The sequence below is a fragment of the uncultured Xanthomarina sp. genome (genome assembly GCF_963971605.1).
In the GTDB taxonomy this organism is placed as follows: domain Bacteria; phylum Bacteroidota; class Bacteroidia; order Flavobacteriales; family Flavobacteriaceae; genus Xanthomarina; species Xanthomarina gelatinilytica.
Window position 1 is genome coordinate 1 of record NZ_CAXATZ010000031.1, and the last position, 11,818, is coordinate 11,818.

Sequence of the window (11,818 nt, forward strand, 5' to 3'; positions counted from 1 at the left end):
CCGAGCCTATGGCGAACACATTTTACCTTATTATAAAATAGAAAATAAAAATGAACCGAGCCTATGGCGAACACATTTTACCTTATTATAAAATAGAAAATAAAAATGAAAACATCAGTGATTGTTCAAAATCTAAAATGTGGTGGTTGTGCCAATACCATAACACAAAAGCTATCTGAATTTAGGAATATTTCAGATGTGCATATCAACATAGAAGAAAGTAAAATTTCTTTCAATTACATTAAGGAAGAGGATGCTTTTCTGGTAAAAGAAACGCTGAAAAAAATTGGTTACCCTTCCATAGAAGATGAAAACTCACTGGTTTCAAAAACCAAATCCTTTATTAGTTGTGCCACAGGAAAATTTAGTTAAAACATGAGATATTTTGCCTTAATAATAACTGTCATGCTGTTTTTGCAGAGTTGTAAAAACCACAAGGAGCCCTATTTGGCCATAAAAAGCACTGCCAACCAGGAACATCCCGGGAAAAAACTCATGGAAACCAACTGTTATGTATGCCATAGTCCTACAGCATCCATGGACGATAGAATTGGTCCACCCATGATTGCCATTAAAAAGCATTATCTAACAGAAGGTATCAGCAAGGAACAATTTATAGCAGATATCCAAAATTGGATAAAAAATCCAAATGAAACAGATGCAAAAATGCTTGGGGCCGTTAAAAAATTTGGTATCATGCCAAAAACACCCTATCCAGAAGAAACCATTCATCAAATTGCCGATTATATGTATGATTATGAAATTGAACAACCAGAATGGTTTGAATCCCATTATAACGAAGAACGAGGCATGGGCAAAGGAAAAGGCATGGGTAAAGGAAAAGGTATGCAGCAAAAACAAACATCTGCTGAAGCCCAAGAATTGACTTTTGAAGAGAAAGGCTTGAAATATGCACTTGGAACCAAAACCGAATTGGGCAAAAACCTTATGGGAACCATTCAGAAAAAAGGCACCTTGGCGGCTGTTGAGTTTTGTCATGTAAAAGCATACCCATTAACAGATAGCATGTCTGTAGTGTATCATGCCAACATCAAACGTGTTTCAGACAAACCAAGAAACCCAGGGAATCAGGCCAATAACAAAGAGTTACAACATATTGAAACCTTTAAAAAAGTGGTAGCTGCCAAAGAAGAGCCTCAACCTATTTTGGAAATGCATGAAGATATTGTAAACTTTTACTACCCAATCACGACTAACTCCATGTGCTTGCAGTGTCATGGAACCCCAAATAAGGAGTTGGATACAGAAGCGTATAAAACCATAAAAGCATTATATCCTAAAGATATGGCTATTGGTTATGGAGTAAACGAAGTAAGAGGTATATGGAGTATCACATTTAACAAAGAGTAAGATGAGTCAATTTTCAGAATTAATACATCAAGAGAAACCCGTACTTATAGATTTTTTTGCCGAATGGTGTGGCCCTTGCAAAATGATGTCTCCCATTTTAAAACAGGTAAAAGACAGTTTGGGGGATTCTGTGTCCATTTTAAAAGTAGATGTGGATAAGAATCAATCTTTAGCAGCAAAATATCAGGTTAGGGGTGTGCCCACCCTTATATTGTTCAAACAAGGGAAACAGTTATGGAGACAATCTGGAGTGGTACAAAAAGAGGAACTGATAAACATCATAAACAGTAATAAATAATTGTGAAGGGACCTATAAGGTTCTCAAGGTAAACTGACAGTTCTATGTCAGTGATTTTTGGTTGGTTGGAAAAGGCATGTTTATTTTTAGACATGCCTTTTTGTTTTAAAAATTAAAAAAGTATCTTGTTTTGCTGACCAAAGTCATATTTATTATTATTTTCATGCAATACATTTGCTTTTAATATTAACAATTAAACTCCTCACTTATGATTTCTCAAAACCTAGCCTTGTATAATTGGAACAATGGTGTCATTATGATCGCTATTTTCGCTTTAGTTTGTATTACCTTAGTTGGCATATTGGTAAACTTTATGATGAGTGGAAAAAAGAAAGAAGACACAGACGAAGACCAATAAAACATCTTCTCCCGATTCACTACTTGAAGACTTTGGGGGTTTGTTTGGAATTATAAAAGATAGAAAGCAATCAATTCCCCTTTAACCTCATCCATAAGTCGCTTAAAAGCTGTTTGGCATCTTCACGGTTTTTTTTGGTCTCTACAAAAGACACCTTACCACTATTGGTGGTTTTGATTTCATACTGAAAAGCAAAATTTTGTGAATTGGGTTTTAAACTCAATAGTCCAAATCGCAAATCGTTATAATATAAACCGTTTTCTTTTTTTGTGATGGTAAACCATCCTTTAGAAACAGCAATCATGCGTTGTACCTTTTCATCTTGAATTAGTTCTCCAAGTAAGTCATGGTTTTTGGGATAGGTAACAAAGTGTATGGGTCTGGTGTCAAAAAAGGAATAATAACCAATTAAGTAGTTGTTTTTGGTTTCCACATTGGCAGACCACAAGATTGTATTGAATGGAGCAGGTTTTGTTTCAATTTCTGAATATTCTATGTGTTGGTCTTTCAAAGCCATTTCAAACTCATTAAATGCCATTCCTTTTAAAACGAAGGTTAATAGCAGGTAACTGCTGCTTATAATTATACCTACTTTATTATACAATCGTCTTTTGGGAGCATCGCGTTTTTGAAACATCGCCAATATTAAAAACAGCAAAAAAGGTAAGGTATAAAGAGGATCTATTACAAAAATGGATTTAAACGCCAATCTATATTCCAAAGGCCAAAACAATTGTGTTCCCCAAGTGGTGTGGGCATCTAAAATAGGATGTGTTAGAAACGCCCAAAAAAACAGCCAAGACCATGCTTTAAAATCCTTATAGCTTTCATATCTAGAAACAAGCCAACCAAAAATGGGAGCAAAGAAGACAGAAAAAAAGATGGAGTGTGTAAAACCTCTATGAATTTCCAAAGCAGTAACGGTATCCGTAACATAAGAAGCCAAGATGTCCAAATCCGGAATGGTACCAGCAATGGCTCCATAAAGCATGGCTTTGTTGCCTACTTTTTTACCCAAAACTGCTTCTCCAACAGCAGCACCTAAAACTATTTGTGTTAATGAATCCATGTAATCCTTTTTTTAGAAAAGCTTTAAAGATTGTTTATTTTCTTCTTGTGTAACAAAAGTAACTGTACAACTTTAAATAGCTAACTATCTTTAATAAAAATTAAAGTCATGGCTAAAATAGTTGTTTTAGGTGCTGGAATTTCAGGACATGTTGCTGCATCACACTTACGAAGAAAGCTTTCTAGGGAACATGAGGTTTTGGTGGTCTCACCAAACAGTAATTACCAATGGATTCCTTCCAATATTTGGGTTGGCATAGGCAGAATGTCATCCAAGCAAATCCTATTTCCCTTAGAGCCACTCTATAAAAAGAAGCACATAGGATATAAGCAAGCCAAGGCTGTTACTTTTCATCCAGAAGGAGATAAAACTGAAGCCAAGCCCTATGTGTTGGTAGAATACGTTGTAGGTGATAAAAAAGGACAGCAAGAAAAGGTTACTTACGATTATTTAATAAATGGAACAGGACCAAAACTTAATTTTGAAGCTACTGAAGGATTAAACCCAGGAACCAATAAAACCTATTCTGTTTGTACATATACACACGCTGATCATGCTTGGGAAGGGTTACATGCGCTTATTCAAGAGATGAAGCAAGGCAAGAAAGCCAAGATTCTCATAGGGACAGGACATGCCAAAGCCACTTGCCAAGGCGCAGCTTTTGAATATATCTTAAATGTGGAACAAGAATTACGCAGACATAAAGTTCGGGATATGGCTGAAATTACTTGGATATCCAACGAATACCAATTAGGCGATTTTGGGATGGATGGCATGTTGTTAAGCTATGGTAACATGACCATGAAATCCCATGAAATGATTGAAATGATTTTTGAAGACAGAGACATTAAATGGATCCTTGGCGCAGGTGTAAATAAAATTGAAGATGGTGTTGCGCATTACGAAAACCTGGAAGGTGAATACAAAACCGAAACCTATGACTTTGCGATGCTTATTCCATCCTTCTCAGGACACGGTTTTAAGGCGTTCGATAAAAATGAAAATGATATTACAGACAAGCTCTTTAAAGGCTTTATGATAGTGGATGCAGATTATACTCCAAAACCATACGAAGAATGGTCCGTTCAAGATTGGCCGGAAACCTATCAAAATCCTAGCTATAAAAACATATTTGCTCCAGGTATTGCTTTTGCTCCTCCACACAGCATATCCAAACCTAGAAAGAGTAAAAATGGTACAGATATAACTCCTGCACCACCAAGAACAGGTATGCCTTCTGGCATTACAGCAAAATTGGTAGCAGATAATATTATTGATACCATTAAAAATGGCAAAGAATCCTTACATCATAAAGGGTCCATGGGAAATATGGGAGCAGCTTGCATTGCTTCAGCTGGTTACGGATTAACAAGTGGAAGTGGTGTGAGTATTACAACCTATCCTATAGTTCCAGATTATCATAAATACCCTAAAACCCAAGGAAGGCAATTAGGAAAAACCTTTGGCGAAATAGGCTTGGCAGGACACTGGTTAAAACTGGCTTTGCACTATGCTTTTATTTATAAGGCAAAAATGCGTCCTTTTTGGTGGTTGATTCCGGAGTAAGTCTAGATTCAACTTTCAAGACATTCAAGGCTCGAAATATATTTTAACAAATTAAACAGACACAACATGACACAACGTATCTCAAAATATCAACGATTTAAAATGATGAATCCCATACTTCAGTTTTTCAAGTTCATTTACTTAAGTATTAAAGTTTTGATTATTGTTGCAGGAGGTCATGGAGGCACAAGACAGGTAAACTGACAAGCTTCTTGTCAGTGATTTTTGGTTGGTTTGATAAGGCATTCTTTGTAAAAAGAGTGCCTTTCTTTACTTGGTAACCTATGTTACTGACCAAGACGTTTTATAAACCTAAATTTGCAGTAATAAACGTTAAGATACATGAAAAAACAAATATACCTTTTAAGCTTTATGTTGATTTCGGCTGTTGCTTACGCGCAACAATTGGTACCTATTACCAAAACCGAAGTGTTGGCTAGAGTTTCAGAAGAAAACAGGGCCATAAAAATTTCAGAACAGGAGTATTTAGAGGCCAAGGCAGATTTTAAGCAAACCAATGCAATATTTTTGCCCAATATAACAGCTTCCCATACAGGAATGGCAACAACCAATCCGTTAATGGCTTTTGGTTCTAAATTGAATCAGGAAATATTGACACCTTCAGATTTTAATCCCGATTTATTGAACAATCCTGGTCAGGTTGAGAATTTTGCAACCCGATTTGAAATTCAACAGCCTTTGATCAATATGGATGGTTTTTATCAACGTAAAGCTGCCAAATCCAAAATGGAGGCCCAAGCCTTGCAAATTGAAAGAACTTCAGATTATTATGCCTTTGAAGTGGAAAAAGCATATATGCAATTGCAATTGGCTTACAAAGGCGTGGATGTTTTGGAAAAAGCTTTGGAAACAGCCAATGAAAATAAAACCTTGGCAGAGAACAGCTTTAAACAAGGGTATTTGCAAAGAGCCGATGTGCTTTCTGTAGAGGTACGTGTCAATGAGGTGAAAAACCAATTGCAAACTGCCAAAAGCAATATAGCCAATGCGTCCAACTATTTGTCCTTTTTAATGAGCGATACAAACAACGTTATTTACAAACCTTCTGATAGCTTGCAAATTGGCAATTTTGGTGTCATGAATTCTGAAGTTATTTCAGAAAATCGAGCAGATATCAAAGCTTTGCAACTGGCAACAAATGCCTACGAAACCATGAACAAAGCAGATAACATGTCGTTTTTACCAAGATTGAATGCTTTTGGAAGTTATGAATTGTACGACGACCAAATTTTTCAAGGCGATGCCAATGGCTACATTTTTGGAGCCCAATTAAGCTGGACCATTTTAGATGGTACCAAACGCTTTGGAAAGTCCCAAAAAAGTAAGGCCGAGTTCGAAAAATCCAAATTGCAATACGAGCAGTATGTGTCTCAAAACCAATTGGAACTCAACAAGGCAAAACGTATGTTAACTGATGCTGAAAATAGGTTGAATTTAACAAAGCTGGCTTTGGAGCAATCGGAAGAATCCCTACGGATTAGAACCAATAGATATGAAGAAGGTTTGGAAAAAACAACCGATTTGCTATTGGCAGAAACCCAATACGCCCAAAAGCAATTGGAATATTATCAAACCATATTTGAATACAATTACGCACAAGCTTATTTACAATTTTTAACTAAAGAATAATTATTAAGATGAAGAAATATATCTACTTATTAACATTAACTGCAACGTTTATATTTGTTACGAGCTGTGGCAGCGACGGTAAAAATTCAGTAACCAATAATTCACCAGCCATAAGCGTACAAGTGAGTCAAGTGTCTGAAGCCAATAACAGTCCATTTTTGTCGGTTAGTGGAAAAATACAATCCGTAAACAGTGCCGATTTAAGCACCAGAATGATGGGTTATGTGACCAAGGTACCTGTAAATGTTGGGGATAAAGTGACTAAAGGACAATTGTTGGTGGCGATTAATAACACCGATTTACAAGCCAAAAAAGCGCAGGTTGAAGCGAGCATCACTGAAGCCACTGCAGCTTTTAACAATGCCCAAAAAGATTATAAGCGTTTTCAAAGCTTATTTGCAGATAAGAGTGCATCCCAAAAAGAATTGGACGATATCACTGCCCATTACGAAATGGCAAAAGCACGTTTGGAAGCAGCCAAACAAATGAAAAATGAAGTCAGCGCACAATTTGCTTACTCGAATATTACAGCGCCTTTTGCTGGTGTTGTAACTTCAAAAACAGTAAAAGAAGGCGATATGGCTAATCCAGGACAACCTTTAATATCTGTAGAAGCTCCAGGACATTTTGAAGTGATTGCCATGGTTCCAGAAACCGAAATTTCTGAAATAAAAACAGGTGAGTCTGTAGATGTTTCAGTAAAAGCCATTAACAGTACCTTAAAAGGAAAAGTAACCGAAGTCAGTACGTCAGCTAAAAATACAGGTGGACAGTATTTGGTGAAAATAGCCTTGGATAAAACAGATGCCAATATTTTGTCAGGCATGTTCGTTTCCGTTCAATTTCCAGTTGAAAAGAAAGCAAAAACAGAAATGGTTCTTATTCCAACCGAAGCCCTTGTTACAAATGGTCAATTGTCTGGAGTATATACCGTAAGTCAGAGCAACACTGCTATTTTGCGTTGGTTGCGTTTGGGCAGAACCTATGGCGATCAAGTGGAGGTGTTATCAGGTTTATCAGCCGGTGAAACTTACATTGTGTCAGCAGAAGGAAAGCTTTACAATGGGGCTAAAATTTCAATTCAATAACTAAAAGTCGCGTTAAGGATAGAAACGGCATCCTTTTTACGTTAGTTCGAGTGAATTTGCTGTGTAAGCAAATTTGTATCGAGAACAAGTAAAAAGATATAGTGGATAGCCTGTTAAAACGCCAAAAAATAAAAAACTCAAATGAAAGAAGGAATCGCAGGAAAAATCGCAAAAATCTTTATACAGTCCAAGCTTACCGTGCTTTTAATGATTGTATTTATGGTTGTTGGCGTCTATAGTTCGTTTTTAATTCCACGTGAAGAAGAACCACAAATCGATGTGCCTATGGCAGACATTTTTGTGGGTTATCCAGGAGCCAGTCCTACCGAAGTGGAATCCCGTGTTATCAAACCTTTAGAGAAATTAATATCTAATATCAAAGGTGTTGAATATGTGTATTCTACCTCCATGAAGGAGCAAGGGATGGTGATTGTACAGTTTTATGTTGGGGAAGATATTGAGCGTTCGTTTGTAAAACTATACAACGAAATTAATAAGCACATGGACCAAATGCCTCAAGGCGTCACATTTCCATTGGTAAAAACACGTGCTATTGACGATGTGCCTATGTTAGGTTTAACCCTTTGGAGTGAAAATTATGACGATTACCAATTGGGTCAGATGGCTTTGGAGTTGGAAAGTGAAATCAAAAAAGTTACTGATGTGTCCATGACGCATAAAATTGGAGGTAGAAACCGTCAGTTATGTGTGGTTTTAGATAAAGACAAATTGGCATCTGCAGGTTTGGATTTCCTTTCGGTTTCTGAAATGATTAAGGCCAACAATGCCCAACTTAGCGCTGGAAGTTTTGATAAAAACGATACGGAATTCCTTGTAACCACTGGTAAGTTTTTGGAATCGGTTACAGATGTGGAAAATTTAGTGGTAGGTGTACAACAAAACCAACCCATTTATTTAAAACAGGTAGCCACCATTCTGGATGGTCCAGAAGTGCCACAAAACTATGTGTCTTTGGGCTTTGGTCAAGCAAGTGATAAAGGACAAACCTTTCCATCGGATTATCCAGCAGTCACTATTTCTGTTGCCAAGAGAAAAGGAGCCGATGCCATGAAAATAGCAGATGTGATTATTGATAAGGTGGAACATTTGCGCAACAATTTAATTCCAGACGACGTTCATGTTGAAATAACCAGAAACTATGGCGAAACAGCGTCGCATAAAGTATCTGAATTGCTGTTGCACCTTATAGGTTCCATTATTGCCGTAACATTGGTCGTGATGTTGGCCATGGGTTGGAGAGGTGGATTGGTCGTGTTTTTATCAGTCCCAATTACCTTTGCCTTGACTCTGTTGAGTTATTATATGTTGGATTATACTTTGAACAGAATCACGCTTTTTGCCTTGGTTTTTGTTACAGGAATTGTGGTAGATGACTCGATTATCATTGCCGAAAACATGCATAGGCATTTTAAAATGAAACGCTTGCCATTTAAACAGGCGGCTTTATATGCCATCAATGAAGTCGGTAACCCAACCATCCTTGCCACATTTACTGTAATTGCTTCGGTTTTGCCTATGGCTTTTGTATCTGGTTTAATGGGGCCATATATGGCACCAATGCCAATTGGCGCATCTATAGCGATGATTTTATCGCTGTTTGTAGCTTTGACCATTACACCATATTTGGGTTATATTTTCTTAAGGGAAAAAGATAAAAAAGGTGCTAAAGAAAAGCCTGAAAAACCAGTTGAAGACACTTTTATTTATAAAATCTACAACAAGCTTGAAAGACCTTTGCTGGAAAACAAAACCAAGCGTTGGTTGTTTTTAGGAGGAACCTTTGCACTTTTAATGGCAACAATGGTCTTGTTTTTCACCAAATCGGTAGCTGTAAAAATGTTGCCTTTTGATAATAAAAACGAATTTCAAGTGGTTATTGATATGCCAGAAGGAACCACTTTGGAACGTACTGGAGTTGTGGCTAAAGAAATCTCACAATATCTAGCCACACGTCCAGAAGTGGTGAATTACCAGAATTATATTGGGACATCGGCTCCAATTACCTTTAATGGCTTGGTACGTCATTACGATTTACGTGGCGGAAGCAATATGGCAGACATTCAAGTGAATTTAGTGGACAAAGGCCAACGTACTGCGCAAAGCCATGATATTGCCAAGTTATTGCGTCCAGACATTCAAAGGATTGCTTCAAAATACAATGCCAATGTGAAATTGGTGGAAGTACCACCAGGACCTCCAGTATTGTCAACTATTGTAGCTGAGGTTTATGGACCGGATTACAAAACCCAAATGGCCATTGCAGACAGCATTCAAAGCATTCTTAAAAACACCGAAGATGTTGTGGATATTGATTGGATGGTGGAAGACGACCAAACCGAATATCAATTCGAAATCAATAAAGAAAAAGCCATGCTGTATGGTGTCGCACCACAGCAAATTGCTTATACCATGAATATGGCCTTGTCCAACAGGGCTGTAACCACCTTGTATGATGAAGATGCGTCCAATCAGGTTGGTTTGGTATTGGCTTTAGATGAAAAAGAAAAATCAACACTTACAGATATTTCGCAATTAAAGGTGAAGTCCAAACAAGGGAACATGGTTCCTATAGCAGATTTGATAACTATAAATGAAACCATTAGTGCTAAAAGTATCTATAGAAAAAACCAGAAGCGAGTGGTTTATGTGTTGGCAGATATGGCTGGTGACTTGGAAAGTCCTGCGTATGCTATTTTAGGAATGGAAGAAAAGTTAAAAGCCATCACCTTGCCTCAAGGCTATGAAATTAACGAAATGTATTTAGGGCAACCCGACTTTGAAGACGATTATACCGTAAAATGGGATGGCGAATGGCAAATTACCTTAGAAGTATTTAGGGATTTGGGCATTGCCTTTTTAGGAGCCATTATCTTGATATATATTTTAATTGTAGGTTGGTTCCAAAACTTTAAAGCACCAGTGGTGATGATGGTTGCCATACCACTATCCTTAATCGGGATTATTTTGGGACACTGGATCATGGGAGCCTTCTTTACGGCAACCTCTTTTATAGGTATGATAGCCTTGGCAGGAATTATGGTAAGGAATTCGGTATTGCTGATAGACTTCATCAATTTACGAACTGCTGAAGGAGTGCCATTAAAACAAGCAGCCATTGAAGCTGGAGCAGTACGAACAACACCTATTTTGTTAACGGCAGGAACAGTTGTTATTGGAGCTTTTGTGATTTTGTTTGATCCTATTTTCCAAGGTTTGGCCATCTCCTTAATGGGAGGAACCATCGTTTCAACGGTCTTTACATTATTGGTTGTACCATTGGTGTATTATATGATAGAAAAGAAGAATTATAAATAATCTGTCTGGTCGAATGTAGTCGAGACCTATAAGTTGTTTAGTGCTAGAAATTGGTTCTCTATGGCGTTCAAACCGGCATTAAAATAAGAAATATGAAATTAGTAATCGTAACAGCAGTCGAAGAATTTCAGAAAGATATTTTGAAACTTTTCAAAAAAGCGAATATTCACAACTTCAGCAGTTCTGAAATCGATGGCTATAAAAATGGGGCTTCTCTTTTAATGACTACCAGTTGGTTTCCAAGTGTTAAAGGAGGCAACGAATCCAGCTTGTTTTTTTCATTTACCGAAGAAGAAAACATTGATGCTTTGTTCGGCTTGATAAAAGAATTTAATAAGAACCTGGAAACCAACAATTCTATTAAAGCTGTTGTGGTTCCTATTGAAAAATATATTTAAAACCTTGTAGAATTAATAATAATTTTAAAAATCAAACAACATGTTAAATACATATTTTAGAGTGATAGTGGGTACTATGGTACTGTTAAGCGTGGTTTTAACCGTATATGTGAATCCAAACTGGATGTGGTTTACCGTTTTTATAGGCGTAAACTTAATCCAGTCGGCCTTTACCAAATGGTGTTTGTTGGAAACCATCCTCGTAAAACTGGGTGTAAAGAAAGAAGGTGTGGGCTGTTCCGTAAAATAATCCGGTTTTCTTAATTGAAATGTGTAACATTTTCATGATTTGGTCGTCATATTGATACATCAATCAATTAAAAAAAGCAAACCATCATGAGAAAAGACAATCAATTATTGGTCGTAACACATCTGAGTCAGTTATTGACTTTCGTTACAGGATTTGGAGGACTTATCGTGCCCCTTATTTTATGGGCAACACAAAAAGACAAGGTTTTGCAAATGGACGAGCAAGGCAAGCGTATTGTTAACTTTCAATTAAGCTTGATTATCTATGCCATTATTTGTATTCCAGCCATCTTATTGTTGGGCTTGGGGATCATAGGACTGATCGTTATTGGGTTTATCTCTTTGATATTTCCTATTATTAATGCTATAAAAGCCAATAATGGTGAATCACCAACATACCCTTTATCTTTTAATTTTATTAGTTAGTTAGTTTTA

The 11,818-nt window shown here is 36.9% G+C and carries 13 protein-coding genes; 12 read left to right on the plus strand and 1 reads right to left on the minus strand.

Features of this window, described 5'->3' with window-relative positions; translation table 11 throughout:
* Positions 1 to 105: 105 nt before the first annotated feature.
* The 4 genes from AACY93_RS10730 (at position 106) to AACY93_RS10745 (ending at position 2,027) form a co-directional block, all read left to right on the plus strand.
* Positions 106 to 372 (plus strand): heavy metal-associated domain-containing protein, encoded by a 267-nt coding sequence (locus AACY93_RS10730; RefSeq protein ID WP_286852754.1) that lies wholly within the window; start codon positions 106 to 108, stop codon positions 370 to 372.
* Between the two features lie 3 nt (positions 373 to 375).
* Positions 376 to 1,371 carry a DUF3365 domain-containing protein gene (locus AACY93_RS10735; RefSeq protein WP_286852753.1) on the plus strand — a complete coding sequence of 332 codons (996 nt, stop codon included), beginning with the start codon at positions 376 to 378 and terminating at the stop codon, positions 1,369 to 1,371.
* Between the two features lies 1 nt (position 1,372).
* Positions 1,373 to 1,669 carry a thioredoxin gene (trxA, locus tag AACY93_RS10740; RefSeq protein ID WP_286852752.1) on the plus strand — a complete coding sequence of 99 codons (297 nt, stop codon included), beginning with the start codon at positions 1,373 to 1,375 and terminating at the stop codon, positions 1,667 to 1,669.
* Between the two features lie 208 nt (positions 1,670 to 1,877).
* Positions 1,878 to 2,027, plus strand: a complete 150-nt coding sequence (locus AACY93_RS10745; RefSeq protein WP_007651318.1) for a hypothetical protein — start codon at positions 1,878 to 1,880, stop codon at positions 2,025 to 2,027.
* A gap of 70 nt (positions 2,028 to 2,097) precedes the next feature.
* Here AACY93_RS10745 and AACY93_RS10750 read toward each other — a convergent pair whose 3' ends face one another.
* The gene (locus AACY93_RS10750; RefSeq protein WP_286852751.1) at positions 2,098 to 3,096 is read right to left on the minus strand and encodes a metal-dependent hydrolase; all 999 of its coding nucleotides are present in this window, start codon (positions 3,094 to 3,096) and stop codon (positions 2,098 to 2,100) included.
* 108 nt (positions 3,097 to 3,204) lie between these two features.
* Between AACY93_RS10750 and AACY93_RS10755 the strand changes: the two genes are divergently transcribed.
* The 8 genes from AACY93_RS10755 (at position 3,205) to AACY93_RS10790 (ending at position 11,809) form a co-directional block, all read left to right on the plus strand.
* Complete coding sequence (locus AACY93_RS10755; protein ID WP_286852750.1) at positions 3,205 to 4,662, plus strand: FAD/NAD(P)-binding oxidoreductase; 1,458 nt, start codon at positions 3,205 to 3,207, stop codon at positions 4,660 to 4,662.
* Between the two features lie 66 nt (positions 4,663 to 4,728).
* Positions 4,729 to 4,866 (plus strand): hypothetical protein, encoded by a 138-nt coding sequence (locus AACY93_RS10760; protein WP_007651313.1) that lies wholly within the window; start codon positions 4,729 to 4,731, stop codon positions 4,864 to 4,866.
* Positions 4,867 to 5,004: 138 nt separating this feature from the next.
* The gene (locus AACY93_RS10765; protein WP_007651310.1) at positions 5,005 to 6,312 is read left to right on the plus strand and encodes a TolC family protein; all 1,308 of its coding nucleotides are present in this window, start codon (positions 5,005 to 5,007) and stop codon (positions 6,310 to 6,312) included.
* An 8-nt stretch (positions 6,313 to 6,320) separates the two neighbouring features.
* Entirely contained in the window at positions 6,321 to 7,400 is a 1,080-nt protein-coding gene (locus tag AACY93_RS10770) for an efflux RND transporter periplasmic adaptor subunit (RefSeq protein WP_287006188.1), read from the plus strand.
* A gap of 141 nt (positions 7,401 to 7,541) precedes the next feature.
* Positions 7,542 to 10,736, plus strand: a complete 3,195-nt coding sequence (locus AACY93_RS10775) for an efflux RND transporter permease subunit (protein ID WP_287006186.1) — start codon at positions 7,542 to 7,544, stop codon at positions 10,734 to 10,736.
* Between the two features lie 92 nt (positions 10,737 to 10,828).
* Positions 10,829 to 11,134, plus strand: a complete 306-nt coding sequence (locus AACY93_RS10780) for a hypothetical protein (RefSeq protein ID WP_286852745.1) — start codon at positions 10,829 to 10,831, stop codon at positions 11,132 to 11,134.
* Between the two features lie 40 nt (positions 11,135 to 11,174).
* The gene (locus AACY93_RS10785) at positions 11,175 to 11,384 is read left to right on the plus strand and encodes a DUF2892 domain-containing protein (RefSeq protein WP_040492461.1); all 210 of its coding nucleotides are present in this window, start codon (positions 11,175 to 11,177) and stop codon (positions 11,382 to 11,384) included.
* A gap of 86 nt (positions 11,385 to 11,470) precedes the next feature.
* Positions 11,471 to 11,809 carry a DUF4870 domain-containing protein gene (locus AACY93_RS10790; RefSeq protein ID WP_007651299.1) on the plus strand — a complete coding sequence of 113 codons (339 nt, stop codon included), beginning with the start codon at positions 11,471 to 11,473 and terminating at the stop codon, positions 11,807 to 11,809.
* Positions 11,810 to 11,818 lie beyond the last annotated feature (9 nt).

Coding starts and splice junctions, on each gene's coding strand:
- AACY93_RS10760 (WP_007651313.1), top strand. CDS start 4,729: ATGACACAACGTATCTCAAAATATCAACGATTTAAAATGATGAATCCC.
- AACY93_RS10730 (WP_286852754.1), top strand. CDS start 106: ATGAAAACATCAGTGATTGTTCAAAATCTAAAATGTGGTGGTTGTGCC.
- AACY93_RS10745 (WP_007651318.1), top strand. CDS start 1,878: ATGATTTCTCAAAACCTAGCCTTGTATAATTGGAACAATGGTGTCATT.
- AACY93_RS10790 (WP_007651299.1), top strand. CDS start 11,471: ATGAGAAAAGACAATCAATTATTGGTCGTAACACATCTGAGTCAGTTA.
- AACY93_RS10765 (WP_007651310.1), top strand. CDS start 5,005: ATGAAAAAACAAATATACCTTTTAAGCTTTATGTTGATTTCGGCTGTT.
- AACY93_RS10770 (WP_287006188.1), top strand. CDS start 6,321: ATGAAGAAATATATCTACTTATTAACATTAACTGCAACGTTTATATTT.
- trxA (WP_286852752.1), top strand. CDS start 1,373: ATGAGTCAATTTTCAGAATTAATACATCAAGAGAAACCCGTACTTATA.
- AACY93_RS10780 (WP_286852745.1), top strand. CDS start 10,829: ATGAAATTAGTAATCGTAACAGCAGTCGAAGAATTTCAGAAAGATATT.
- AACY93_RS10775 (WP_287006186.1), top strand. CDS start 7,542: ATGAAAGAAGGAATCGCAGGAAAAATCGCAAAAATCTTTATACAGTCC.
- AACY93_RS10785 (WP_040492461.1), top strand. CDS start 11,175: ATGTTAAATACATATTTTAGAGTGATAGTGGGTACTATGGTACTGTTA.
- AACY93_RS10735 (WP_286852753.1), top strand. CDS start 376: ATGAGATATTTTGCCTTAATAATAACTGTCATGCTGTTTTTGCAGAGT.
- AACY93_RS10755 (WP_286852750.1), top strand. CDS start 3,205: ATGGCTAAAATAGTTGTTTTAGGTGCTGGAATTTCAGGACATGTTGCT.
- AACY93_RS10750 (WP_286852751.1), bottom strand. CDS start 3,096: ATGGATTCATTAACACAAATAGTTTTAGGTGCTGCTGTTGGAGAAGCA.